Raw genomic sequence first — 22,573 nt, 5'->3', positions numbered from 1 at the left:
CAAGGAACAACATGACGTACGAAGTGCTCGAACAGATCAACGCGATGGCCGACGACATCTTCGCCGAAGGCATCGAGGCCGAGCGGATCGGCCGGGTGGCCGACGACACCGCCAAGAAGATGAAGGCAATCGGTTCCATCCGCATGCTCCAACCCAAGGAACACGGCGGAATGGAGGCGCATCCTCGCGAGTTCGCCGAGACCGTGATGCGCATGGCTTCGCTCAATCCCTCGGCCGGCTGGGTACACGGGATCGTCGGAGTTCACCCGTGGCAGCTCGCGTTCGCGGATCCCAAGGTGCAGCAGGAGATCTGGGGATCGGATCCCGACACCTGGATGGCATCGCCGTACATGCCCGGCGGAATGTGTATCCCCACCGACGGCGGCTACAAGTTCTCCGGCCGCTGGCAGTTCTCTTCCGGCACCGACCATTGCGACTGGGCTTTCCTCGGTGCGATGGCGTGCGACAAGGACGGCAACATGGAGATGCCGCCGCGCATGCTCCATGTGATCATTCCGCGCACCGACTACGAGATCATCGAAGACTCGTGGGATGTCATGGGACTTCGCGGCACCGGCTCCAAGGACCTCGTGGTCAAGGATGCGTACGTCCCCGATTACCGCGTCATGGACTGCGACGAGGTCATCGACGGAACGGCGGTGCGCAAGTACGGGCGCACCGAGACGCTGTACCTGATGCCGTGGTCGAACATGTTCCCCCTCGGTATCACCGCCGCCACGATCGGCATCTGCGAGGGAATGCTCTTCCACGCCAACGAGTACCAGGCCGATCGCATCAACGCACAGGGCACGGCGGTCAAGGACGACCCGTACACCTTGTTCGCCATCGGTCAGGCAACTGCCGACATCCGGGCAGCCCGCGACACCCTGCTGGCCAACGTCGACCGCATGTGGGATCGAGTGGATGCCGGCAAGGAAGTGACCTTCGAGCAGCGCGCCGAGGGACGTCAGACTCAGGTGCAGGCAGCGTGGCGCGCAATCAACGCGATCGATCAGGTCTACCCGCGCTGCGGCGGCAACGCACTGCGGATGGACAAGCCGCTTCAGCGATTCTGGCGCGACGCTCACGCGGGACAGCACCACGCAATTCACGTGCCGGGCACCGTATTCCACGCCGCCTCACTGAGCCGTCTCGGCGCAGATCCGCAGGGTCCGCTGCGGGCGATGATCTGATCAGACTTCGACACAAGAAATCGACAGGAACAGAACACGATGACACACACTGACATCAAGGGACTTGGCTACGTCAAGATCTCGACCAACGACATGGCACGTTGGCGCACTTTCGCTTTCGATGTTCTCGGATTCGCCAAGGGCAGTGGGCCGGACGAGAACGCTCTCTACCTACGGCTCGACGAGCGTGCTGCTCGCATCGTCGTCGTCGAGGGTGAGCGCGACGAGATCGTCAACATCGGTTGGGAGGTCGCCGATCACGCCGCACTGCGCCGCGTTCAGGAGGCCCTCGAAAAGAACGGCACCGAGGTGGAGCAGCTTTCGCTCGCCGAAGCGGACGCTCGACGGGTCGAAGAGGTCATCGCCTTCACCGATCCCGGTGGAGCAGCCATCGAGGTCTTCCACGGAGCGATCCTCGACCACAGCCCCGTGGTGACGCCCTTCGGCGCTCGATTCGTCACCGGCGCGCAGGGTCTCGGCCACGTCGTGCTCCCGGTGATGGACAGTGCCGCGAGCTTCGACTTCTACACCGAGGTGCTCGGCTTCTACCCGCGCGGCGCCTTCCGCCTGCCGGCCCCGCCCGAATTCGGGCCGCTGCGAATCCGTTTCATGGGCGTCAACGAGCGTCACCACAGCTTGGCCCTGTGCCCGGCACCGCACGGCGGCGCACCCGGCCTGATTCACATCATGGTCGAGGTCGACACCCTCGACGCTGTCGGCCAGGCTCTCGACCGCGTGATGAAGGACGGATTCTCCGTGTCGTCGACCCTGGGTCGCCACACCAACGACAAGATGATCTCCTTCTACGTCCGCGCACCCGGCGGCTGGGACATCGAGTTCGGCACCGAGGGCGCGAAGGTGGATCAGGACTCGTACTCCTCCGAGGAGATCACCGCTGACAGCTACTGGGGCCACGACTGGTCCGGAAGCGAACCGCTGGCAGCTATGTAGTACCTGTCGGCGACGATGTAGTACCTGCCGGTGACGATGTAGTACCCGCCGGTAGTGAACCGACGAAGGGGCTTGCGCGAGCATTCGCGCAAGCCCCTTCGTCGTTTCCACCGTGACGCGCCCGAAAACAGACCGGTGATCCACTTCACAAATCCAGAACTCTATGACACTATTTCTAATTGAAATAGCCAGTTCACTGGTTGTGGAGCTCTAAGAGAAGTGAGGTACACGATGACACTGCAGGCTGTGGATGCTTTAGGCGCCGATTCGGCCCCGACAGCAATTCTCGATCGCGTCTCGCTGGTTCTCGACGCCTTCGACGGTCCCGGCAGGTTGACGCTCGCTCAGGTCGTTCGGAGCACAGGCCTGCCACGCTCGTCTGCCCACCGCATGCTCGAACGTCTCGTCTCGATGCGTTGGCTGCGCCGCGACGGCCGCGACTACGAACTCGGTATGCGCCTCGTCGAACTGGGATCGCTCGCGGTTCATCAAGACCGCCTCCACGCTGCAGCCATGCCGCTCCTCCACGAGCTCTACCGCGTCACCGGCTTCGTGGTTCACCTCGGCATCCTCGACGGGCCCGATGTGGTCTACATGGAGAAGATCGGCGGACGCCTCGCTGCCGCGGTGCCGACGCGTGTGGGTGGTCGACGCCGGGCCGAGACCACCGCGATCGGTCAGGCACTGCTTGCATTCGGTTCGCCGAAGTCCTCGGGCTACGCACTGCCCCACCTCGCCAGGATTCGCGAATCAGGGGTGGCATTCGAAACCGGAAACGGCCTACCGGGATTCAGCTGTCTTGCGGCACCGATCGGCCCCATCGGCCGCGCTGTTGCCGCGGTATCCATCTGCGCGCCGTCGAAGGCTCTCCGACTCGACCACGTCAGCGCAGCGCCGGTTCGGATGGCGGCCGCTGCCATTTGGCGTGGCATCGACGGCGGATCGCTGAGCGTCACTCCGACGTTGCAGCGTCGTCACCTGCTGCGCAACATGCCCACCGCAGCCGGGGCCTGACTCAGATATTCGAGCCGTTGCCGGTGAGACCGGCTTGCTCGAGCGCCAACACGTACTCCTCGACGTTCTTCCATCTGCCAGGCGTCGAGGGCAACGGCGATCCCAGTCGGTCGTGCTCGGCGACGTTCGCGAACTCGGCGGATGCACGGTCGATGTCTTCGAGTAGTTCGCGAGCAAGGTCGATCTCGGCTCGGAAGTACCGTTCCGACCAGCGCAGTGTCATGACCGGGAACGACCAGGCCGGCTCGTTCTCGGCATGATCTGCGTGGAGTTTCGCGCGTCGAATCTGCTCTTCGACGTTGGCGATATGGGCTTCGACCAGTGCCTTCAGTCGCTCGGGTTCGTTGAGGTGTCCCATCCACAGACGCAACATCACGCCGTGCTTGAGCACCGGGACTTCCACCGGCGCCTCCCGTGACCACGTCCGGACTGCGTCGGTTCCTGATTGGGTGATCGAGTAGAGGCGCTTGCCCCGCACCCCGGGCTCGGAGACGACCCGGGACTCCACGAATCCGATGCTTTCGAGCTTCTTCAGCTCTGCGTAAACCTGGCTGATGGACGGGCTCCAGTAGAAGAAGCCGACACTCCAGTCGGCCCACTTCTTCAAATCGTTTCCGGTCAGTTCCTCCCCGAACGTCAGCATCCCGAGCACTGCCCAGCTGGTAGCGGGAAGTCCTCGGGACACGTCATCAGGTTCGGACATGCCCGAAGTCTAACAATCACTGGTGATTTGCTGGTTTCGTAGAATCCGAACGGACCGCTGAGCGGGATCAAATTTGCCCGAGACCCCTCCACCTGACACTCGGTCGGTCCGAACCCGTGGCGAGAAGCCATTGCTGCCATTGAGTGGGACTGCCGCTGGATTACGACCGCGGCGCCACACATCGTTGCTTCTGAAGCTGTTTGCAGAGTTTTGAACAGAGATTTGAACAAGGAGACGACATGACCGTGGAAAACGCCGAGCCGCCAGTTCTGGACGGACGCACACTTCGCAACGTGATGAGCAATTTCTGCACTGGCGTCACCGTCATCACCGCTCACGATGGAGACTCACCCCTCGGCTTCACCTGCCAGTCTCTGGTCTCGGTATCGCTCGATCCCCCGTTGCTTTCGTTCTGCCCGGCGAAGACGTCGACAAGTTGGCCGAAGCTTCGCGAATCCGGAACTCTCTGCATCAATGTTCTCGCCCACGATCAGCAGGACATGTGTTCGGCGTTCGCTCGCGGCGGGACCGACAAGTTCCTCGGCGTCGAGTGGGACGCGGCCGGCAACGGTGCTCCGGCGCTCAGCGGCGCACTCGCTCGCATCGAGGCCACCGTCGAGCAGGAGCACGACGCCGGTGATCACACCATCGTCGTCGCACGCATCACCGATCTGAACGTGCTGCGCCACGACGGTCCGCTTCTGTTCTACCGCGGCGGCTTCGGACGCTTCGACGCCTGAATTTCTTGCGGGCCGTCCCGCTGCGTGGGAGATTGCGACGCCGAATCGAGACGGCACCGATAGCGTCCGAAGTAGTTGTCAGACCCTGAACTTCTCGACTGATCGGACTAACTCGATGACCACTCTCGAACCAGACACCACGGCCGCGATCACGGCGACGGTTACCACCTACCTCGACGCCGTGGCTCGCGGATCGTCAGCGGACATCGCCGCCCTCTACGCCGAGAACGCGACACTCGAAGACCCGGTCGGCAGCGAACCCCGTGTCGGCAAAGCTGCGATCACCGAGTTCTACGGCGCTCTCGAGGGCGGTTCGCAAGAGACGGAGCTTCTCACCTTGCGGGTGAGCGGATCCAGCGCGGCCTTCCACTTCCGCGTCGTCACACCGGTGGGCGATCAGGTCTACGAGGTCGAACCGATCGACGTCATGACTTTCGACGCGGACGCCAAGATCACGAGCATGCGCGCGTTCTGGTCACCGGCCGATCTGATTGCACGCTGATGCGTCAGGTCAGCTGTCGGAACTGCGGAAACCGCGTTCTGGTCGAGAAATACAGCGAAGCGCACACCAGCGTCCAATGGCTCGAAGAGTCGCAAGTGGTGTGCCCGGAACTGGGGCGTGAGAACGGTCGAGCCAACGCTCAGCGGACGTGTGGCGCTCTGCGTCAGACGATCAACGACCTTGCCGACGCCGGTGAATTGGAGATGAGCCTGCGCAGCTACCCGGTGCCGGGCAAGCTGTCCTGAACGCTTCCGCGTAGGACTTCGGCGAACGTGCGCGCCGATTCCAAGTCGTCGGCGTTCGGCCGCCCCTTCCGGATACCGCCGAACGGCTTGAACGGAAAATACGTATCCCACGCACGGGACGAGAAGGCTGCGACCACATCGAAGCCCTTCTGCTCGAGCAGCTGAACCAGTGGACGCGAGAAGCGATGAATCCCCTTGTCGGGAAAACCACTGGTGGCGAAGACAAAAGCCTTGGATCGCCGTTCTTCGGGGAGTGCCTCGACGAACGAGCGTAGATCTTCGTGGTACGAGCGTAGGTAGATGCCGGAGCCGAAGCCCACCAGGTCGTAGTCAGCGAGCTGCGCGGCGTCGATGTCACCGGGCTCGACCACGCGAGCATCGAGAACTTCTCCGATGACGTCGGCGATACGCTTCGTATTGCCATGGGAGACAGAGGTACACACGATGATTGCCTTCATCGACTGCCTTCTTTCGTCGCTGTGTGTGGGACGCCATCTACGTTCTCGCGCAGGTAGATCCAGGTGATGAATCCCCCGCAGATTGCAAAAATCACGGCGACAACCGAATATGCGTCGAGCGGAAACCCAGTCCAGATCAAGCCTGCAACAAGGACCATCGCACCAACAGCCAGACCTGCCGATACTTCCTTGGACATACGCATCCCTCCCCTGGTTCATCACTGACAGTTCCAGGATAGAGGTACCAGCGAAGCTACTGACAGCCGTGACGGTGGGGAATGATGCCGGTATGTCAGCACGATTGAAAGGACGCAGGCGCGCGGTCAACGCTTTGCTCGTCGACGTCGAACGATGGGCCGCTGAGCACGATGACGTCAAAGCTGTAGCGCTGGTCGGGTCCTACGCGCGCGGCGCGGAGCGTATGGCGAGTGATCTTGATCTGATGATCCTGGCCGACGACGCGAACGCGCTCGCAAATGAAGACTGGTTCGTGCGGCTCCGCCCCGACGCGCGATTCATCAGAGCCGCAAACTGGGGGCCAGTTCGAGAACGACGCTTCCGCCTACGGTCCGGCCTCCTCGTCGAGCTGAATTTCGCGAGCGAGAGCTGGGCGGACGTTCCGCTCGACGCGGGCACTCGACGTGTTCTCGAAGACGGTCACCGAATCCTGTACGACACGGGGCCTCTTCGTGTCGCTGCGAGTGCTGTAGGAATTGATCGATGAGCACCGCGTCGGTCTTCGAAACCTTAGCCGCCGAAATATCCGCGTTGCGCGGCTCGCCTCTCGTCGCGATCGACGGTGTCGATGGGAGCGGCAAGACGACATTCGCGAAAAGCCTTACAGCGCAGCTGAATGCACGCAAAGCCATCGTGATTCACGTCGACGACTTTCTGAATCCGCCGGAGATTCGTCATCGTAGAGGTCGGCAATCACCGGAAGGCTTCTGGCTCGACAGCTACGACTACGACGCGCTCGAACGACATGTTCTCGATCCGTTGGGGCCGGGCGGGAGCAGAAGGTACCGACAACGGCGGGACAGCGACGCGTACCTGCATGCAGCCGATGGAGCGATAGTCCTTGTCGAAGGACTCTTCCTGCATCGAGACGAACTCGCCGAACGATGGGACTATTCGATCTTTCTCGACGTGCCCTTCGAGGAGACCGCGCGGCGAATGAACCTTCGCGACGGAACGAACGCGGATCCGGATCATCCTTCGATGAACAGATATGTGGGCGGGCAACGGCTTTACTTCGCCGCTGCAAAACCCTGGACCCGAGCCGACTGCGTCATCGACAACTCCGACCCGGGCATGCCGCGCATCCACTCCTGATATCGCGTCGAGATCGCGAGCGATACTCGTATTCCGCCATCCCTCCCTGCCTGGGAATTCTCCCGAACGGTCGCGAGAAGTCGCGTAGGGTTTCTCAATGACGTCACCAACTGCCTCCCGCATCAGAACTCTGAACTGGATCGCATTCGGGATCGGGATTCTGCTGACTGCCCTCGCAATTTACGATCTCGTTCAAGGCGAGCGTTCAACCAGTGTATGGATCGCCGTTGTGTGTTGGCCGATTGTCGCAACACTCAGTGCGGTCCAGCTATTCAAGTCGAGACCCAACAGCTGAGTACTTGATGGGCACCCACTGATCCTCAGGGAATGTCCGGAACAGGCCTTCTCTCGCTCACCGGGAAGGCACGTATGAGGCGCCACCATCCGACCATAGCTTTGTGACATGGACAACAACGTCGATGTCATTGTCATCGGATCGGGCGCTGCCGGATCCGCCGCAGCACTCCAAGCACACGCTGACGGCGCGTCGGTGGTGATTCTGGAGAAGAGTGGACGCGATACCGCGGGCGGCAACACTCGACTGTCCGGCAGTGGATGGTTCGTCAACCAGGACCCTGCCGCCGCCCGCACCTTCCTGCGTTCGTTGAACGGAACGTTCACCGTTGCCGACGACGTCATCGACGCCTGGGCAGAGAATACGCAAGGACTGTCCGACTGGCTCCGCAGTCTGGGTGCAACTGTAGCGATGACCGGCGATTTCCATTCCACGGCGGAGTACGGCGAACTCGACGGAAGTTCTTGTTACGCAGGGATGGATACCATCGAAGGGAAGATGGGCAATGAACTTCTCTACCGCTTCCTCGTTTCCGCTCTCGCTGAACGCGGCATCACAACTCTTTTCGACACCGAAGCCACCAGACTCTTGACGGATGAATCCGGAGCGGTGACCGGAGTCGAGATCCGTTCGGGTGAACAAACTTCGCAGATCCATGCGCGCCGAGGTGTCATCCTTGCCACCGGAGGTTTCGAAGCAAATCCGGCCATGGTGCGCGATTACCTACGCCTGGAGAATCCGAAGATCTGGGGCTCACCTTCGGCAACAGGTGACGGCCACCGGATGGCACAGGCAGTGGGCGCAGATCTGTGGCACATGAACAACATGATGACCATTACGGGAATCCCCGGCGACCTCGAAAATCCGACTGGATTCTTCCTCTCACTGTGGAACGCGCACAACTATGTATTCCTCAGCCGGGAAGCTCGACGCTTCACCGACGAGTCAGCCGAAATGCGGCACGGTCATGTGTTCAGAGAGGGTTCCTACCAACACTTTCCGGTGCAACCGATGAACATAGTGTTCGACGAGACGATGAGGTTGGCCGGGCAGCTGAGCCCCGGTCGCGACGTACTGCCCGTCGGACACATGGTCCTCGACGAAGGGTACGAGTGGAGTTCGGACAATCAAGCCGAGATCGACAAGGGTTGGATCGTCAAAGCGGACACGCTTGCCGAACTCGCCGGGAAGCTCGGCTTGGACCCCACCGTCGTGGAAACGAGCGTGCACCGCTACAACGAGGCGTGCGCGGACGGCGTAGACCATTCCTTCGGCCGCAACCCGGAAACTTTGGCCCCGGTGGCAACCGCTCCGTTCTACGCCGTCTCCGGGCCACCGCTGCTGGGATGGAGTAGCGGTGGGCCGCGCCGCGACGGTCATTCCCGCGTCCTCGACACCGCCGGTAGCCCGATTCCGGGGCTGTATGCGGCGGGCGCAGTGAGTTCCACCTACAGCGCGGCGAAGGACGGTGGATTCCATATTGCCGACGCCTTCGCGTTCGGTCGTGTTGCCGGCGCCCATGCTGCCGCGCGCGCGACAGCGGGCGACTGAGTCACGTACGAGCGGCCTTGACCTCGTCGAAGAACGCGACGACGGCGGCTTCGTTCTCCGGCGGAACGGTGAGCGATGCCCGTGGACCCGCTACCGCGATGGAGTCGTCGGCGAGCCGGTTTCCAATGGTGAGCTTCAATCCCGATTTCGACGGTTTCGCCTTCACTGCAATGTGTTCGACATGCCAGCGAGCCACTTCGCTCGTGCTCGCGGCGGTGCGGTCGAAGACCTCCACCGTGCGGTGGTCGAGGACCATGACGATGTTGGTCCCGACGGTGACTTCCAGATAGCGTCGTTCCGCCACGGTGTGCGCCTTTCGGTTAGGTGAAACCGACGCTACACACCGTGGCGAAACCCAGCGCGACAAACCTCAGCTATTCCAAACTTCAGCGGGACGAACTCCCCGCATCCACCGGCAGGGCGACCGACGTGATGTAACGGGCCTCGTCGGAGGACAGGAACAGTGCCGCATTCGCTACGTCCACCGGTTCGATCCACGGAATGGCAAGCATGTTCATCGTCATCGCCGCCGCAGCGAATTCCTCGCGCGTCGGGTTCTCGAGATCGGGGCGGAACTTGCCGCGCACCAACGGGTTCTGAATCATCAGAGTGTCGACGTTGGTGGGATGAACGGTGTTGACCCGCACGTTGTGCGGCGCCAATTCCTTTGCCAGCGAACGCATCAGACCAACGACTCCATGCTTGGCTGCGGTGTAGTGCGCAACTCCGACCAGCCCCCGCAGTCCGGCGATGGAACTGGTGAGTGTCATCGATCCCCCACCTCGCGCGATCAAGTGCGGCGCCGCAACCGTCGTGGTGTGCCACACCCCGGTCAGGTTCACGTCCAGCATGGTCTGCCACATCGTTTCCGACATCGTCAGAGCCCCGTCGGAAGACGTGATACCGGCTGTAGCGCACACGATGTCGAGTCCGCCGAGCGCTTCGACCCCCGAGTCCACCGCGCTGCGTAGCGCCTCGAGATCCCGAACGTCCACTACCGCAGATTCGACCTTTCGCCCCAGTGCCTCGATCTGGGCTACCGTCTCGGCGAGATCGGATTCCGACGCGGGCGGGGTGACTGTCGTTTCCACCGACGCGCACACGTCGATCGCGATGATGTCCGCACCCTCTTCGGCGAATCGCACGGCCTGAGCCCGGCCGATTCCTCGAGCCGCACCCGTGATCAGCGCGATCTTGCCTTCCAATCGAGAAGTCATCAATTCACACTTTCTGGGTCAGGCCGGCGTCGACCACCAACTGACAGCCGGTCATGTAGCGGGACTCCGCGGATGCGAGAAACAGGACGGCATTGCTGACATCCACCGGATCGACCCAGGGAACAGGTAACAGGTTGCGTGCGCTCAGTACTGCAGCGGCGTCTGCTTCCGTGGGATTCTCGATGTCCGGGCACAGGTTCGCGAACACTCGCTCGTTGATGATCATCGGGGTACGTACCGAACCCGGATGCACGGAGTTGACGCGAATACCCTCCGCGCCCAACTCGTTGGCCAGCGTTCTGGCCAGGCCCACCACGGCGTGCTTGGCGGCGCTGTAATGACTCGCTCCGGCAATACCTTTGATTCCCGCTGTCGAGCTGACCAGAACGACCGATCCACCGTCGCCGAAGTGCGGAACACAGGCCTTGACGGTGTGCCACGCCCCGGTCAGATTGACGTCGAGCGAGCGGTTCCACACTGCAGGATCGACGGTCCACGACGGTCCCGGCGTGTCGTACACGCCTGCATTCGCGACGACGACGTCCAACCCGCCGAGTTCGGCGACACAATCGGCGACTACCGCGGCGAGATCTTCGAAGTCACGAATGTCCGCGACGCCGGTGACCGCCACGCCTCCACGCTCGCGTACCGCCTGGGCGGTCTCCTCCAGCTCGGACTTTGCCTGCACGACATCCAACGCGATCACGGACGCGCCTTCGTCGGCGAGACGCTCGCAGTGTGAGCGGCCCATCCCGCCGGCCGCACCTGTCACCAGTACACGAAGACCCTCGAGGCGACTCATGCGTGCACCGCACTGTTCAGTTCGAAGCCTCGGTATCCCGCTGCTGCCACGTCTGCACAGATGTCGGAGTAGACACCGAATCCTCCGATGAATGGCATGAATATCCTCGGTTTTCCCGGAATGTTGGCTCCCATGTACCAGGAGTTCGCGGATGGAAACAGCGTCGCCGACGCCCGGCGTGAGCATTCGTCGAGCCAGTTGTCCACGGCTTCGGCACTCGGTTCGATGGTGTCGATGCCCGCCGAATCGAGGTGGTTGATCGCGCCCGCGATCCAGTCCACGTGCTGCTCGGCAGCGAGAATCATGTTGGACAGCACACTCGGGCTACCCGGCCCGGTGACGATGAACAGGTTGGGGAACCCGTGTACTCCGAGGCCTAGATACGTCCTTGGACCCGCATGCCAGTTCTCGCGCAACGTCTCGCCATTGCGGCCGCGGATGTCGATGCGATCGAGCGCTCCCGTCATCGCGTCGAACCCGGTGGCAAACACCAGCGCATCCAGTTCGTAGTGAGCATCGGCCGTCTTGATTCCAGCCTCGTCGATCGCCTCGATCGGTGCGGACTTGAGATCTACCAGGCTGACGTTGTCACGGTTGTAGCTCTGGTAGTAGTTCGTGTCCGTGACAATCCGCTTGGTTCCGATGGGGTGGTCGTTCGGAATGAGCAGGTCGGCGATCGCCTGATCCTGGACTTCCGAGCGAATCTTGCGTTCGGCAAACGCTGCCGCTGTCCCATTGGCCTCGATGTTGCTCGTCTGGTCTGCGAAGGTCTTGGCGAACAGGACACCGCCGAGCTTCCACCGCTCCTCGTATGCCGCGTTTCTCTCGGCCTCCGAGACCTCGAGGGCGCTGCGAGGATCCGAAACGAACGGCGATCCACCGCCACTGCGCTTGGACAGCGCTCGACGCTTTGCGTAGCCGGCCTTGATCTCGGCGCGGCGCTTGTCATCGAGAGGCGTGTTTCCTGCCGGCACACTGTAATTCGCGGACCGCTGGAACACGTAGAGATGATCGGCCTGCTCGGCGATCAGCGGAATGGACTGGATGCCCGAAGATCCGGTACCGATCACGCCGACTCGTTTGCCGGTGAAGTCGACGCCCTCGTGCGGCCAGAAACCGGTGTGGAACACATCGCCACCGAAGCTCTCACGGCCCGCAATGTTCGGAACGTTTGCGGTCGAGAGGCTGCCCGTGGCGCACACGACGAAGCGTGAGGTGACGTCGTGACCGCCGTCGGTCTGTACTCGCCACGTGGCAGTACCCTCGTCGAACTGTGCGCTCAGAACGCGTGTGTCGAAGGTGAAGCCAGTGCGTAGGTCGAAGCGATCAGCCACGTGATCGAGGTACGAGAGGATCTCCGGTTGCGCGGCGTACTTCTCGCTCCAGTCCCAATCCTGTTGCAGCTCTTCGGAGAACGAGTAGGAGTAGTCGAAACTCTCGACGTCACAGCGTGCGCCGGGGTAGCGGTTGAAATACCACGTGCCGCCCACTCCGGAGCCCGCCTCGAAGCCGTGGACACGCAGCCCCTGCTCGCGAAGTCGGTGCATGGCGTACATGCCAGCGACGCCGGCGCCGATGACTACGACGTCGAGTGGTGCGGTGGAGAAGTCAGGATCGGTCATGGTGGTCACGCTACGAGTGGACTGGTTGGTAGAGGAACGGGTTCTCCCGCTGGGTGGGCGGAGCCTCCACCCCATGACACTGGGTGGGCTACGGCAGTGGAGAGCGTTGGTGTCCACCGATCGGGGGACACCGATGTCATCCAGCACTCGGACCCGTAGGTGGACAGACCCGAAGGGATTTCGGGGCCATAGTTGTCTCATCACCGAAACACACGGTCACCGAGACCGACAAATCGAGGAGAAACATCATGGCTACCAACACAATTCGACCCGAAGCAATTTCCTTCTCCGGCCTCAGCATGGCAGCTCTGGTTGCCCGCGCCGCCGGTGCGAACGCTGTGAAGTCGATAACCGACACTTCCGTCACGACGGCGATGATCAGCAATTCGGGCTTCGGGGCCCTGTATCTGGTCGACGCATCCAACCCGAACGGCGACTGGATCGTCCCGCCGGCCGACTACATCCTCCCGAACATGAACGTCAACGTGGTCGCCACGAGCAAGAATCAGAACGACTTCCCCGTCGTGCTCACGTACCGCTCCGACGACGGTGGAGTGTTTGTCTTCAGCGCCACCAACTCGAAGACCAGGGCAGATGCCGGCGGAACGTATGCCCCCGACGGCCACGACGTCACGGTGACGATGACCTCGGGTTACCCGGCCATGAACGTCACGTACGTACTGCGGTGACTCCCGTTCACTCCAACAGACCCTGCCGCATCGCGGCGGCGACGGCGGCGCCTCGATCGTTGACTCCAAGTTTCTCGTAGAGGCGCTGCACGTGGGTTTTGACGGTCGAAGGCGCAAGAAAGAGCTGGGAGGCGATGGTGGGGATACTGGCGCCCTGTGCGATCAATCCGAGGACTTCACGCTCACGGGCGCTGAGAGTCGGGCCGGACGGCTCGCTACGGCGACGCACCTCTCCCACCAGTCCGGCAGCGATGCTGGGCGGCAACACATCTCGGCCCGCGGCGCAGTCGAGCACGGCGTTCACGATCTCGGCCCGGGTGGATTCCTTCGGCAGGAATCCGGCAGCACCCGCCTGCAGAGCCTGATACACGACGGACGATTCGTCGTGAGCACTGAGCAGGAGCACCCTGGTCGGCAACTCGTCTCGAACCACTGCTGCTGCCACATGGGTCCCGTCCAGGTGGGGCATCCGGAAATCGATCAGCGCCACGTTCGGGCGTAATTCCCGAATCATTGCGAGCGCAGCTGCGCCGTCGTCGGCCTCGCCCAGAACGTCGATGCGGTCACTGCCGGTCAGGGCCCGAACCACGCCCTCACGAAACAACGGGTGATCGTCGCCGACCACCACGGAAACCTTGCCGACCACCGGCTTCGTGCCTTCTCGCATTGCTCACTTTCTCACGCCCGTACCAGCAATGCGAGCACTTGCGCCTCCCCCGATCGGGGGACACGCGATTCAACCCCGCCACGGCCCCGTCGGCGGACATACAGCAGCCCTGATTCGCGACAAGATTGATTCATCGCCGAGAACGGCAACCACACACCAGCCCAGGAGCAGACATCATGCGTACCAACACCACTCGCTTCGTAGCAGTCACCGCAATCGCCCTCGCTCTCGGCGGAACCGCACTGGGAACCGCGGCGGTCGCCAACGCCGGCACCATGCCGACGGACGGCCCGACGGTTGCCATGACCATCACCAACAACACCGACAACCCGATGCTGCTGGACAGCGCGTCCAACCCCTACGGACAGTGGATCAACGGCCCCCGCTCCTACCTGGCTCCGCACACGACCGAAATCGTCACCGCCTACAGCAGCGATCCGCGCGGCATCGGTGTCGACGTCACCTACCACGTGGCCGACGGAGTCCAGACCGTCATGGCGGCCAACAACTACGCCGGCAACCCCACCCTCGACGGGACCCGCATCATCGGTGACCCGACGCACGTCATCCTCACCGACTACATGGCTACCGGCTACCCCACGATGAACGCCTCCTACGACGTCTTCACGCAGAACTGAAACGAGCGTTGAAGCAACCACGAACTTGATCCGCTACGGCCCACGACCCGGTATCCGCATGGATGTCGGGACGTGGTGTGCGCTGACCAACTCAGACGCGTTCGACCAACACGCAGCGGGCACCACTGAAGATCGTAGGCATGCACTTGTTGCAGTGGATGCACAGTGATTGGGTATCGGATTCGGCTGCGATCCGATTGATCAGATCCGGTTCTCTGAGCAGTGCCCGTGCCATGGCGACGAACTCGAACCCTTCCGCCATTGCGGTATCCATGCCCGCTTTGTCCGTGACACCGCCGAGCAGCACGAGCGGCAGCTTCACCGCAGCACGGATCTGCCGAGCCTCTTCCAGCATGAACAGCGGCTTGTACGGATAGGCATGCAACATGCTCTTGCCCACCAACTGCACACCGAGCCGAACAGGCTGCGGCATCGCGGCGGCAAACTCGCGGATCGGCGCATCACCCTTGAACAGGTACATCGGGTTGAGCAGTGAGCTACCCATCGTCAACTCGAGCGCATCGACACTTCCGGATGCCTCGAGCCACTGCGCCACCTGGATTGCTTCGTCCACCCAGAATCCGCCTGGCACACCGTCGTCCATGTTCAGCTTGGCCAAGATCGCGATCTTGTCGCCGACTGCATCGCGCACACTGCGCGCAGTTTCGAGTACGACGCGAGCCCGATTCTCGAGCGATCCGCCGTAAGAATCCTTACGACGGTTCAGTTTCGGACTCAGGAACGAGCTCGCGAAATAGTTGTGGCCGAAGTGGATCTCGACGGCGTCGAATCCTGCCTCGACGGCAAGTCGCGCAGCGCTCCCGTGCGCTGCCGCAATTCTGGTGATGTCCGCTGTGGTGGCAGTGCGAATCATCCTCATGCTCAACGGATTGAACGAACTCGACGGTGCCAGCGCAGGCAGTCCGGTCGACTTCTGATTCGCGACGGGGCCGGCGTGCCCGAGCTGCGCCGATGCCGCTGCCCCTTCGGCGTGAATGGCATCGGTGAGTCGTCGCAGTCCGGGGAGGGCATCGGGCCGCATCCACAGCTGGCCGTATTCGGTGCGCCCTTCCGGTGCGACGGCGCAATACGCGACGGTGGACATCCCGACTCCGCCGGCTGCCGGGCGGCGATGGAACTCGATCAGCTCGTCGGTGACCAGGGCGTCGGGAGTTTTGCCTTCGAATGTCGCGGACTTGATGATTCGATTTCGCAAGGTCACCGGGCCCAGCTTTGCCGGGGCGAGCACGTCGGGAGCAGTCATCAAGTTTGCCTCTCGCAGGGGTTGTTTGCTGGACGGTAGATCGATGGTCCAGAGCTGGCCAGCCCCCGTGCCACGGAGCGGGAAAACAACTTCAGCCCGGCCGAGGTGGCCGGGCTGAAGTGACATCGCTGCAGATCAGATGCGTCCGAAGTACGCGTCCTTGAGCACTGCCAGGTCGTCGATGTCCTTGGCGTCGGCGTCGAGGACCACCTTGCCGATGTCGAGGACCGTCACGTGATCGGCGACGCTCATCGCGGCCTCCACTGCCTGCTCCACCAGCAGAACAGCCAGGCCGGTTTCCTTGAGCTGCTGGACGCGGTCCATCACCTCACCGACGATCACCGGAGCCAGCCCGCCCGACGGTTCGTCGAGAAGGAGCAACCGCGGCTGCGCCATCAGCGCTGCGCCGATCGCGAGCATCTGCTGCTGACCGCCCGACATGGAACCGGCGGGAAGCGCACGCTTCTCCCCCAGGATCGGGAACATCTCGTACATGGACTCGACGGATTCCATCAGCTCGCCGCGCTTTGCCTTGCGGGTGTACCCGCCCAGCAGAAGGTTCTGCTCGACGGTCTGCTTGTGAAAGACCCGCTTACCCTCCTGCACGTACGCCATACCCTGCCGCACCCGCTTGTGCGCGGGAACTCCGGTGATGTCGGCACCGTCCATTTCGACGGTTCCAGAGGCCACCTTGTTGAGGCCGGACAGAGCACGGAGCGTGCTCGTCTTGCCTGCACCGTTGCGCCCGAGCAGGGCTGTCACCTGACCGGGATAGACGTCGAACGAGACATCCCAGACGACGCGCAGATCGCCGTACCCGGTCTGCAGGTTACGGACCTTCAGAATCGGTTCCATCACTTCACCTCGCTGGTCTGATGGTCTACCGCGCCGATTTCTTCGAGCAGCGCATCCTCATCACCGGACTTGACTCCGAGGTATTCGCTCAACACGCGCGGGTGATGTTCGATCGTCGCCGCATCGCCGGTGGCGATCACCTGCCCCTGCGCCAGCACCACGATCTCGTCGGCCAGCGAGAGCACGAGGCGGAAGTTGTGCTCCACCAACACCACTGTGGCCCCGGCATCACGCAGTACCCGGATCAGGTCCGCCAGGCGTTCGAGTTCGTCCTCGTCGAGTCCGGACGCAACCTCGTCGAAGAGTACGACCCTCGGCTCGGCGATGACGGCGCGAGCAACTTCGAGCATGCGACGCATCCCCAGGGGCAGCGACGTCGCGATCTCGTTGCGCAGGTGCGACATCCCCACGAGCTCGAGAACACGCTCGGCCTCGACGATGTCGGCCTTCGCGATCCTGCGGAAGCTGGGCAGGCGAAGCACAGCCGACGCCATCGACGCGCGGTGCACCGAATACCGTCCGGATGCAACAGCTTCCAGAACCGTGATGTTCTCCGGAATCGTCGGAGTTTGGAACGTCCGCGCCACACCCACGCGCGCCACCTTGTGCGGCGACGACTGCGAGACCACCGTGTCGCCGATTGTGATCACGCCGGCGTCCGCGGTGTAGAACCCGCAGATCATGTTGAGCATGGTCGTCTTACCCGAACCGTTTGGCCCGATCAACGCGGTGACCTTACCTGCCTCTGCGGTCAGGGTTGCCGCATTGAGCGCCTGGTTGCCACCGAATGCCTTGGACACTCCGTCGACCACCAACCGTGCGCCGTTGATCGGCGCCAGCTCCGGTGTTCCGCCGCTGTTTTCCTTTGCGGTGACTACGCCCAGGCCGGCCCTGCGATCGAGTTTCGAGACGATCGCTCGCCCGACCTTGGTCAGACCACCCGAGAGCAACACACCGCCGATGATCAGGAAGCCCCCGTAGAAGATCAGCGAGTATTCCTGAAATGCCGTCGACTGGTTGGGGCCGAGCTGCATGATCGCGGCACCGACTACGGCGCCGTACACACTTGCCGCACCGCCCAGAATGGATGCCGCCAGAACCGCTGTGGCAAAGGTGAACCCGAAGGCTTCCGGCGAGATGAACAGGTCGGTATTGGCGAACAACGCACCCGCCAGACCGGCCGGGAACGCACCGATCGCATAGCCGAGCAGTTTCATCCGGAACACCGACACACCCTGCGACGACGCCAGCACCGGCGACTGCTTGAGCGTGCGGAACGCGATGCCGTGACGCGAGACCACCAGGTTGCGCATCACCGCGAACCAGAGGACGGTCACCACGACAACCACCATGTAGTACTGCTGGGTGTCGAGTTCGGAGCCGAAGAGCGTCGGCGGCTCCATACCGGTGAGGCCGTTTCGGCCGCCGGTCTTGCCGCCGAAGATCGCCAGTACGTCCGGCACGAGCAGCACCAGGAAGAACGACGTCATCGCCAGGGACCAGTTGCCCAGTCGCAGACCGGGAACGCCAGTCAAGATGCCGACGCCCAATGCCACGGCACCGGCCGCAGCGAGCTGGACCAGGATGTCGGTGTGACCGGCCTGGGACATCAGACCCGCGGTGTATGCACCCGCCGCGTACATCGCGGCCTGGCCGAGCGCCAGTTCACCGGCAAAGCCGAGGCTCAGGTTCAGGCCGCTGACCACAAGTGCCAGGATGCAGGCCAATTGAATCTGCCGTGATGTCGACAGGTCGAGCCCCATCACGGGCAGCAGCAAGATCACTACCGCCAGGACCAGCGGGATGATCCAGCTCGGAAGGGAACGGAAAGTCCGCCACGCGCTTACCATTTCACACCACCCGTTCTCGGACGTTGCCGAACAAGCCGGCAGGTTTGACCATCAAGATGACGATCAGCACCGTGAAGACGGCGATATTGCTGTACTGACTTCCCGCCCACAGGGCGGTGAACGATTCCACCAGGCCGACGGTCAGGCCGCCGATCAAAGCACCTGGCAGAGAGCCGAACCCGCCGATCGCCAACGCCACGAATCCCTTGAGGGCCAGCGCGGCACCCAACGTCGCAACTGCAAACGTCTTGGGGCCGACAAGGAGTCCGAGGACACCGGCCAACGCACCCGAGAAGGCAAACGCACCCAGCGCCAACCGTCGTACATTGACTCCTCGCAGCATCGCCGCTTCACGATCCTCGGAGATGCCGATCAGAGCCAGACCCGTCATGGTCTTCTTCGAGACGTAACTCAACCCGATGACCAGTGCAATAGCCGCAACAAGCAGAGCGATCTCTACCGGGTAGGTACGGCCGCCGAGTAGGGTGATCGGTTCGTTCGATCCGAAGAACGGAACCGTGAGAGGTTCACTACCCCAAATCAATTGAGTTGCACCATTGAGCAGAGTGGCAACGCCAAGCGTGGTGACCAGCTGGTTCTGGTGATCGGCCACCGGTCTGATCGCGACGATCTCCTCGACCGAGGCGAGGAGCATCACGGTCACGGTTGCCATGACGGCCACCACGAGAACGGGAAGTTTCAGGGTTACGAGACCCGTGTAGGCGACGAAAGTGCCCACCATCATCAGCTGAGCTTGAGCGAAGTTGAAAGTGTTGGAGGAAACGAAAACGATGTTGTACCCGATGGCAACCAGCACGTAGACCGCGCCGAGCGCCAATCCGGACCACAGAATGGTCATGACGCAGCCGGGTTTCCGAACTGACCGTTGAGGATCTTCGTCGGGCTGATGAACTTCAGCTCACTGGTATCCGGGTTCGGGCCGTGGTTGTCAGAGCTGAAGTTGTAGCGCGAGAGGAATGCGGTCTTGGCATTCTCCTGAACCTCTGCGGTTTCCAGTGCTTCGGCGAGCTTCTTCGGATCGGTCGAACTGCCGACCTTCTCCGCTGCTGCGGCGACGAGGGGGAATGCGTCGTAGTTGTCCGCGAGGATCAGCGTCGACGGGATCGAGCCCAGCGACGCCATCGTGTCCACCATCGTGTTGACGAGCGCGTTGTTCGGATCGAACACCGTGCTGGTGAACACCTGCGTCACCAGGTTCTTCACCTGCGGGGTGCCGAGCACACCGGCGGGCGGATCATTGGCGATGAGGTTGGTGGCAGAGACCGACGTGTTGCCGATCAACGGCACGTCCCAGCCGAGTCGCTCCAGGCTCTGCAACACGTATCCGAGCGGGGCGCCGTACGCGTCCAACGCGATTGCCGTTGCACCGGCATTCTTGAGGGACTGCAACTGCGCCGTCATGTCCAGAGCAGCGGCGTCGTACTCTTCGTTGCCGGCAGCCTTCAGACCGACCTTCTCGAGCGCACCGGTCATCTCCTCGCCGAAGAGTTCACCGTAAGCGGTACTACCGTGCAGGACTCCGACGCTGCTGTAGCCCTTGGTTTTTGCATACTCGGAGATGCCGCGAGCGGTGTCGGTCGCGCCCGGAGCCAGGTCGAAGTTCAGCGGGAACTTCGAGGGGTCCGTGGAATCGGGAGAAGGCGCCATGCTCAGCGAGAGGATGTTGTTCTGCTTGAGGATCGGGAGAACCGCAGCCGCGATCGACGAAGGACCCGAGTTGAGGTAGAGGTCAGGCTTGTTCCCCGAGTTGATGGCTTCGCGCAGCTTGGTGACGGCGATGGTTGCATCACCCGCGTCATCGACAGTGGTGAGCTCGATCTGACGGCCGCCGATGCCCCCGGCCTCGTTCTGGACCTGAACGCCGGCCTTCGTGGCCAGCAGGGAAGTCTGCGAGTTCGCCGCGAGAACACCCTGCGCACTGATCCCGCCGGTCAGCAGGACGCGGTACGGCGAATCCGCGCCACCTTCGGACTCCGAAGAACCACTACACCCCGCGAGAGCCAGAGCCGTCACGGCAACTGCCGCAACAAGAATGGGCCGACGATTCATGTCTGCACTCCTAGAACACATGTATGCACCGAACGTCAGGCGAATACCTGACGAAAGAAGGATCGGCCGGTGGGAACGCCTGATTTCGAGCACCAGCCAACCAAGCACCCGCTTGATGATCTAGCAAGCAGTTGCTTGGGTTGGAGCATAGAATGTGATCTGGATAACGTCAAACGCACAAAAGAGGAGTCATGGAAGCGGACGCTATGCATATTCGGGCGGCCTCGACAGACCGATTCCCGCTGGGTGGAAACGCCAAAACGGCCCCACGCCCTGCGGGATTCGATGAGGTGAATCCGAGCAGGGCGTGGAGCCGTTTGCGTAAAGGTCTGAACTATCGCTGGTTTCGTGGCTTCCAAACCACCAACGCGTTGTTGCGTGGGATCGGAACGAGGTCCCGGCGATAGCCCGCATGGACTTTCGCGATTTCCTCGGCCAGTTCGCGGACGCGATGCTGCAGAGCCTCGACCTGGTTGGTCAGTTCGATGATCCGTTTGATTCCGGCGAGGTTGACGCCCTCGTCCTGCGAAAGCCGTTGCACTTCACGCAGAAGCGCAACATCACGCGGGGAGTAGCGTCGTCCGCCACCAGTGGTTCGGTGAGGGGTGACCAAACCGAGTCGATCGTAGTTACGCAAGGTCTGCGCATGCATGCCGGCCAACTCGGCTGCCACCGAGATCACGAAGATCTGGGCGTCAGGATCGACCGTCGCATCCCATTGATTCTGCGGTCGTTCGGTCATCATGCACCGGCCCACCCGGCCCGTGGATCGAACCCGCTCGCCTTCTCGGCTTCGAGATAGGTCTTCAGCGCTTCGATCGCCGGGTCGTCCAACTTCTGCGGGACGGATACCTTGACGGTGACCAGAAGGTCGCCTGCCCCCTCGGGACGCTTGGGGATGCCGCGTCCGCGAACTCGCAGAATGCGTCCGTCCACCGTTCCGGCCGGAACCTTCACTCCGACACGGCCGTCCAGGGTCGGCACGGACAGTGTCGTCCCGAGCACCAGTTCGCCGTAGCTCACCGGAACCGTCAGCGTCAGATCGTCGCCGTTACGGCCGAAGACATTGTCCGGCTTGACGCGGATGTTGACGAACAGGTCACCCGCCGGAGCTCCGCGGAGACCCGCTTCGCCCTTGCCCTTGAGTCTGATTTTCTGACCGTCGCTCACGCCTGCCGGCACGCGAACCGTGATGGTCCGTGTCCGGTTGGTGACGCCGCTACCGTGGCAGTCCTCGCAAGGCGAGTCGATGATCGAGCCGGTTCCCCGGCAGTCGTCACACGGCTCACTGAATCCGAATGCGCCCTGGTTGCGGCTGACCACGCCGGTTCCGTTGCAATGCGGGCACACTCGCGGGCTGGTGCCCGGCTTTGCGCCGCTGCCGTGACACGTGGTGCACGACGTCGGGCTGGTCAGACGAAGTGGGACGGTGACACCGAGCGCCGCTTCGCGGAAGGCGAGCGTCGTCTCGGTCTCGAGGTCCTTGCCTCGACGCGGTCGGTTGGGCGCAGCTGTGCGCTGGCCCGCTCCCCCGCGATTGAACAATCCGCCGAAGATGTCTCCGAGACCCGAGTCCTGCCCGCCGGCACCGCCGCCGAACAGGTCGTTGATGTCGAAACCACCAGCTCCGGGGTTGAATCCACCGCCACCTTGCGCACGAGGACCGAAGCCTCCGCTGGCAAAGAGGCGCCTGGCCTCGTCGTACTCCTTGCGCTTGTCCGGATCAGACAGAACGGCATGAGCTTCACTGACGGACTTGAAACGCTCTTCGGCCTTCGCATCGTCAGGGTTGGCGTCGGGATGAAGATCCCGGGCCAGCTTGCGATACGCCTTCTTGATTTCGTCGGCCGTCGCGGTGGACGAGACGCCCAGCTCCTTGTAGAAGTCCTTCTCGATCCACTCCCGTTGACTCACT

At 62.5% G+C, this 22,573-nt stretch carries 26 protein-coding genes; 11 read left to right on the top strand and 15 right to left on the bottom strand.

Annotation, left to right across the window (positions count from 1 at the left end):
- Nucleotides 1–11: 11 nt before the first annotated feature.
- The 3 genes from ACKAMS_RS25485 to ACKAMS_RS25475 all read left to right on the top strand — a co-directional run bounded on the left by ACKAMS_RS25485 (nucleotide 12) and on the right by ACKAMS_RS25475 (nucleotide 3,158).
- The gene (locus tag ACKAMS_RS25485; protein ID WP_019749417.1) at nucleotides 12–1,193 is read left to right on the top strand and encodes an acyl-CoA dehydrogenase family protein; all 1,182 of its coding nucleotides are present in this window, start codon (nucleotides 12–14) and stop codon (nucleotides 1,191–1,193) included.
- Between the two features lie 39 nt (nucleotides 1,194–1,232).
- Nucleotides 1,233–2,144: a biphenyl-2,3-diol 1,2-dioxygenase gene (bphC, locus tag ACKAMS_RS25480; protein WP_029254739.1), complete on the top strand. Its 912-nt coding sequence runs from the start codon at nucleotides 1,233–1,235 to the stop codon at nucleotides 2,142–2,144.
- 231 nt (nucleotides 2,145–2,375) lie between these two features.
- Nucleotides 2,376–3,158, top strand: coding sequence for an IclR family transcriptional regulator (locus ACKAMS_RS25475; RefSeq protein ID WP_020968790.1), 783 nt, complete (start codon nucleotides 2,376–2,378; stop codon nucleotides 3,156–3,158).
- Between the two features lies 1 nt (nucleotide 3,159).
- Here ACKAMS_RS25475 and ACKAMS_RS25470 read toward each other — a convergent pair whose 3' ends face one another.
- A complete protein-coding gene (locus tag ACKAMS_RS25470; RefSeq protein WP_020968789.1) occupies nucleotides 3,160–3,861 on the bottom strand; it encodes a PadR family transcriptional regulator in 702 nt (233 codons plus the stop codon).
- Nucleotides 3,862–4,100: 239 nt separating this feature from the next.
- Here ACKAMS_RS25470 and ACKAMS_RS25465 point away from each other — a divergent pair, with 239 nt between their 5' ends.
- From ACKAMS_RS25465 to ACKAMS_RS25455, 3 genes are all read left to right on the top strand, one after another.
- Entirely contained in the window at nucleotides 4,101–4,601 is a 501-nt protein-coding gene (locus tag ACKAMS_RS25465; RefSeq protein ID WP_020906617.1) for a flavin reductase family protein, read from the top strand.
- Between the two features lie 115 nt (nucleotides 4,602–4,716).
- Nucleotides 4,717–5,103, top strand: a complete 387-nt coding sequence (locus ACKAMS_RS25460; RefSeq protein WP_020906616.1) for a nuclear transport factor 2 family protein — start codon at nucleotides 4,717–4,719, stop codon at nucleotides 5,101–5,103.
- The gene (locus tag ACKAMS_RS25455; protein ID WP_020906615.1) at nucleotides 5,103–5,348 is read left to right on the top strand and encodes a hypothetical protein; all 246 of its coding nucleotides are present in this window, start codon (nucleotides 5,103–5,105) and stop codon (nucleotides 5,346–5,348) included. Before ACKAMS_RS25460 ends, ACKAMS_RS25455 begins: the two co-directional genes overlap by 1 nt.
- On the opposite strand, the gene ACKAMS_RS25450 is transcribed toward ACKAMS_RS25455, so the two are convergent.
- Both ACKAMS_RS25450 and ACKAMS_RS25445 read right to left on the bottom strand, forming a co-directional pair.
- Nucleotides 5,321–5,806, bottom strand: a complete 486-nt coding sequence (locus ACKAMS_RS25450) for a flavodoxin family protein (protein WP_021334255.1) — start codon at nucleotides 5,804–5,806, stop codon at nucleotides 5,321–5,323. The two genes, ACKAMS_RS25455 and ACKAMS_RS25450, sit on opposite strands and share 28 nt — an antisense overlap.
- On the bottom strand, nucleotides 5,803–6,003 hold the full coding sequence (locus tag ACKAMS_RS25445) for a hypothetical protein (RefSeq protein WP_021334256.1): 201 nt from the start codon (nucleotides 6,001–6,003) through the stop codon (nucleotides 5,803–5,805). Before ACKAMS_RS25445 ends, ACKAMS_RS25450 begins: the two co-directional genes overlap by 4 nt.
- Nucleotides 6,004–6,095: 92 nt before the next feature.
- Between ACKAMS_RS25445 and ACKAMS_RS25440 the strand changes: the two genes are divergently transcribed.
- The 3 genes from ACKAMS_RS25440 to ACKAMS_RS25430 all read left to right on the top strand — a co-directional run bounded on the left by ACKAMS_RS25440 (nucleotide 6,096) and on the right by ACKAMS_RS25430 (nucleotide 8,984).
- Nucleotides 6,096–6,530, top strand: coding sequence for a nucleotidyltransferase domain-containing protein (locus ACKAMS_RS25440; RefSeq protein WP_046379814.1), 435 nt, complete (start codon nucleotides 6,096–6,098; stop codon nucleotides 6,528–6,530).
- Complete coding sequence (locus ACKAMS_RS25435; protein ID WP_047888704.1) at nucleotides 6,527–7,138, top strand: AAA family ATPase; 612 nt, start codon at nucleotides 6,527–6,529, stop codon at nucleotides 7,136–7,138. Before ACKAMS_RS25440 ends, ACKAMS_RS25435 begins: the two co-directional genes overlap by 4 nt.
- A 403-nt stretch (nucleotides 7,139–7,541) precedes the next feature.
- Nucleotides 7,542–8,984: an FAD-dependent oxidoreductase gene (locus ACKAMS_RS25430; RefSeq protein WP_408989753.1), complete on the top strand. Its 1,443-nt coding sequence runs from the start codon at nucleotides 7,542–7,544 to the stop codon at nucleotides 8,982–8,984.
- Between the two features lies 1 nt (nucleotide 8,985).
- On the opposite strand, the gene ACKAMS_RS25425 is transcribed toward ACKAMS_RS25430, so the two are convergent.
- The 4 genes from ACKAMS_RS25425 to ACKAMS_RS25410 all read right to left on the bottom strand — a co-directional run bounded on the left by ACKAMS_RS25425 (nucleotide 8,986) and on the right by ACKAMS_RS25410 (nucleotide 12,625).
- Nucleotides 8,986–9,288 (bottom strand): hypothetical protein, encoded by a 303-nt coding sequence (locus ACKAMS_RS25425; protein ID WP_020906608.1) that lies wholly within the window; start codon nucleotides 9,286–9,288, stop codon nucleotides 8,986–8,988.
- Nucleotides 9,289–9,370: 82 nt separating this feature from the next.
- Nucleotides 9,371–10,201: a mycofactocin-coupled SDR family oxidoreductase gene (locus tag ACKAMS_RS25420; protein WP_020968781.1), complete on the bottom strand. Its 831-nt coding sequence runs from the start codon at nucleotides 10,199–10,201 to the stop codon at nucleotides 9,371–9,373.
- 4 nt (nucleotides 10,202–10,205) lie between these two features.
- On the bottom strand, nucleotides 10,206–11,003 hold the full coding sequence (locus ACKAMS_RS25415) for a mycofactocin-coupled SDR family oxidoreductase (RefSeq protein ID WP_142006039.1): 798 nt from the start codon (nucleotides 11,001–11,003) through the stop codon (nucleotides 10,206–10,208).
- Nucleotides 11,000–12,625 carry a flavin-containing monooxygenase gene (locus tag ACKAMS_RS25410; protein WP_408989752.1) on the bottom strand — a complete coding sequence of 542 codons (1,626 nt, stop codon included), beginning with the start codon at nucleotides 12,623–12,625 and terminating at the stop codon, nucleotides 11,000–11,002. Before ACKAMS_RS25410 ends, ACKAMS_RS25415 begins: the two co-directional genes overlap by 4 nt.
- Nucleotides 12,626–12,873: 248 nt before the next feature.
- On the opposite strand from ACKAMS_RS25410, the gene ACKAMS_RS25405 reads away from it, so the two are divergent.
- Nucleotides 12,874–13,314 carry a hypothetical protein gene (locus tag ACKAMS_RS25405; RefSeq protein WP_019749394.1) on the top strand — a complete coding sequence of 147 codons (441 nt, stop codon included), beginning with the start codon at nucleotides 12,874–12,876 and terminating at the stop codon, nucleotides 13,312–13,314.
- A 7-nt stretch (nucleotides 13,315–13,321) separates the two neighbouring features.
- Here ACKAMS_RS25405 and ACKAMS_RS25400 read toward each other — a convergent pair whose 3' ends face one another.
- Nucleotides 13,322–13,981 (bottom strand): response regulator, encoded by a 660-nt coding sequence (locus tag ACKAMS_RS25400; protein ID WP_408989751.1) that lies wholly within the window; start codon nucleotides 13,979–13,981, stop codon nucleotides 13,322–13,324.
- 176 nt (nucleotides 13,982–14,157) lie between these two features.
- Between ACKAMS_RS25400 and ACKAMS_RS25395 the strand changes: the two genes are divergently transcribed.
- Nucleotides 14,158–14,619, top strand: coding sequence for a hypothetical protein (locus tag ACKAMS_RS25395; RefSeq protein WP_408989750.1), 462 nt, complete (start codon nucleotides 14,158–14,160; stop codon nucleotides 14,617–14,619).
- A 91-nt stretch (nucleotides 14,620–14,710) separates the two neighbouring features.
- Here ACKAMS_RS25395 and ACKAMS_RS25390 read toward each other — a convergent pair whose 3' ends face one another.
- From ACKAMS_RS25390 to dnaJ, 7 genes are all read right to left on the bottom strand, one after another.
- Nucleotides 14,711–15,886 carry an NADH:flavin oxidoreductase gene (locus ACKAMS_RS25390; RefSeq protein WP_024487410.1) on the bottom strand — a complete coding sequence of 392 codons (1,176 nt, stop codon included), beginning with the start codon at nucleotides 15,884–15,886 and terminating at the stop codon, nucleotides 14,711–14,713.
- A gap of 132 nt (nucleotides 15,887–16,018) precedes the next feature.
- Nucleotides 16,019–16,738, bottom strand: coding sequence for an ABC transporter ATP-binding protein (locus tag ACKAMS_RS25385; protein ID WP_020723665.1), 720 nt, complete (start codon nucleotides 16,736–16,738; stop codon nucleotides 16,019–16,021).
- Nucleotides 16,738–18,588 carry an ABC transporter permease subunit gene (locus tag ACKAMS_RS25380; protein ID WP_019749389.1) on the bottom strand — a complete coding sequence of 617 codons (1,851 nt, stop codon included), beginning with the start codon at nucleotides 18,586–18,588 and terminating at the stop codon, nucleotides 16,738–16,740. The genes ACKAMS_RS25385 and ACKAMS_RS25380 overlap by 1 nt, the downstream gene beginning before the upstream one ends.
- A gap of 1 nt (nucleotide 18,589) precedes the next feature.
- The gene (locus ACKAMS_RS25375) at nucleotides 18,590–19,447 is read right to left on the bottom strand and encodes a branched-chain amino acid ABC transporter permease (protein ID WP_020906602.1); all 858 of its coding nucleotides are present in this window, start codon (nucleotides 19,445–19,447) and stop codon (nucleotides 18,590–18,592) included.
- Nucleotides 19,444–20,658, bottom strand: a complete 1,215-nt coding sequence (locus ACKAMS_RS25370; protein ID WP_019749387.1) for an ABC transporter substrate-binding protein — start codon at nucleotides 20,656–20,658, stop codon at nucleotides 19,444–19,446. The genes ACKAMS_RS25375 and ACKAMS_RS25370 overlap by 4 nt, the downstream gene beginning before the upstream one ends.
- A gap of 334 nt (nucleotides 20,659–20,992) precedes the next feature.
- The gene (locus ACKAMS_RS25365) at nucleotides 20,993–21,403 is read right to left on the bottom strand and encodes a heat shock protein transcriptional repressor HspR (RefSeq protein WP_003944355.1); all 411 of its coding nucleotides are present in this window, start codon (nucleotides 21,401–21,403) and stop codon (nucleotides 20,993–20,995) included.
- Nucleotides 21,400–22,572, bottom strand: coding sequence for a molecular chaperone DnaJ (dnaJ, locus tag ACKAMS_RS25360; RefSeq protein ID WP_019749386.1), 1,173 nt, complete (start codon nucleotides 22,570–22,572; stop codon nucleotides 21,400–21,402). Before dnaJ ends, ACKAMS_RS25365 begins: the two co-directional genes overlap by 4 nt.
- Between the last annotated feature and the right edge of the window lies 1 nt (nucleotide 22,573).

Origin of the sequence: Rhodococcus sp. 5A-K4, assembly GCF_046097995.1 — a bacterium.
Taxonomy (GTDB): domain Bacteria; phylum Actinomycetota; class Actinomycetes; order Mycobacteriales; family Mycobacteriaceae; genus Rhodococcus_F; species Rhodococcus_F erythropolis.
The sequence above is the reverse complement of the archived record's forward strand: the minus strand, read 5'-3'. Positions and strand labels throughout refer to the sequence as shown.

Coding starts and splice junctions, on each gene's coding strand:
- ACKAMS_RS25370 (WP_019749387.1), bottom strand. CDS start 20,658: ATGAATCGTCGGCCCATTCTTGTTGCGGCAGTTGCCGTGACGGCTCTG.
- ACKAMS_RS25460 (WP_020906616.1), top strand. CDS start 4,717: ATGACCACTCTCGAACCAGACACCACGGCCGCGATCACGGCGACGGTT.
- bphC (WP_029254739.1), top strand. CDS start 1,233: ATGACACACACTGACATCAAGGGACTTGGCTACGTCAAGATCTCGACC.
- ACKAMS_RS25420 (WP_020968781.1), bottom strand. CDS start 10,201: ATGACTTCTCGATTGGAAGGCAAGATCGCGCTGATCACGGGTGCGGCT.
- ACKAMS_RS25485 (WP_019749417.1), top strand. CDS start 12: ATGACGTACGAAGTGCTCGAACAGATCAACGCGATGGCCGACGACATC.
- ACKAMS_RS25395 (WP_408989750.1), top strand. CDS start 14,158: ATGCGTACCAACACCACTCGCTTCGTAGCAGTCACCGCAATCGCCCTC.
- ACKAMS_RS25455 (WP_020906615.1), top strand. CDS start 5,103: ATGCGTCAGGTCAGCTGTCGGAACTGCGGAAACCGCGTTCTGGTCGAG.
- ACKAMS_RS25470 (WP_020968789.1), bottom strand. CDS start 3,861: ATGTCCGAACCTGATGACGTGTCCCGAGGACTTCCCGCTACCAGCTGG.
- ACKAMS_RS25445 (WP_021334256.1), bottom strand. CDS start 6,003: ATGTCCAAGGAAGTATCGGCAGGTCTGGCTGTTGGTGCGATGGTCCTT.
- ACKAMS_RS25400 (WP_408989751.1), bottom strand. CDS start 13,981: ATGCGAGAAGGCACGAAGCCGGTGGTCGGCAAGGTTTCCGTGGTGGTC.
- ACKAMS_RS25430 (WP_408989753.1), top strand. CDS start 7,542: ATGGACAACAACGTCGATGTCATTGTCATCGGATCGGGCGCTGCCGGA.
- ACKAMS_RS25465 (WP_020906617.1), top strand. CDS start 4,101: ATGACCGTGGAAAACGCCGAGCCGCCAGTTCTGGACGGACGCACACTT.
- ACKAMS_RS25380 (WP_019749389.1), bottom strand. CDS start 18,588: ATGGTAAGCGCGTGGCGGACTTTCCGTTCCCTTCCGAGCTGGATCATC.
- ACKAMS_RS25375 (WP_020906602.1), bottom strand. CDS start 19,447: ATGACCATTCTGTGGTCCGGATTGGCGCTCGGCGCGGTCTACGTGCTG.
- ACKAMS_RS25475 (WP_020968790.1), top strand. CDS start 2,376: ATGACACTGCAGGCTGTGGATGCTTTAGGCGCCGATTCGGCCCCGACA.
- ACKAMS_RS25440 (WP_046379814.1), top strand. CDS start 6,096: ATGTCAGCACGATTGAAAGGACGCAGGCGCGCGGTCAACGCTTTGCTC.
- ACKAMS_RS25450 (WP_021334255.1), bottom strand. CDS start 5,806: ATGAAGGCAATCATCGTGTGTACCTCTGTCTCCCATGGCAATACGAAG.
- ACKAMS_RS25435 (WP_047888704.1), top strand. CDS start 6,527: ATGAGCACCGCGTCGGTCTTCGAAACCTTAGCCGCCGAAATATCCGCG.
- ACKAMS_RS25410 (WP_408989752.1), bottom strand. CDS start 12,625: ATGACCGATCCTGACTTCTCCACCGCACCACTCGACGTCGTAGTCATC.
- ACKAMS_RS25365 (WP_003944355.1), bottom strand. CDS start 21,403: ATGATGACCGAACGACCGCAGAATCAATGGGATGCGACGGTCGATCCT.
- ACKAMS_RS25405 (WP_019749394.1), top strand. CDS start 12,874: ATGGCTACCAACACAATTCGACCCGAAGCAATTTCCTTCTCCGGCCTC.
- ACKAMS_RS25415 (WP_142006039.1), bottom strand. CDS start 11,003: ATGAGTCGCCTCGAGGGTCTTCGTGTACTGGTGACAGGTGCGGCCGGC.
- ACKAMS_RS25385 (WP_020723665.1), bottom strand. CDS start 16,738: ATGGAACCGATTCTGAAGGTCCGTAACCTGCAGACCGGGTACGGCGAT.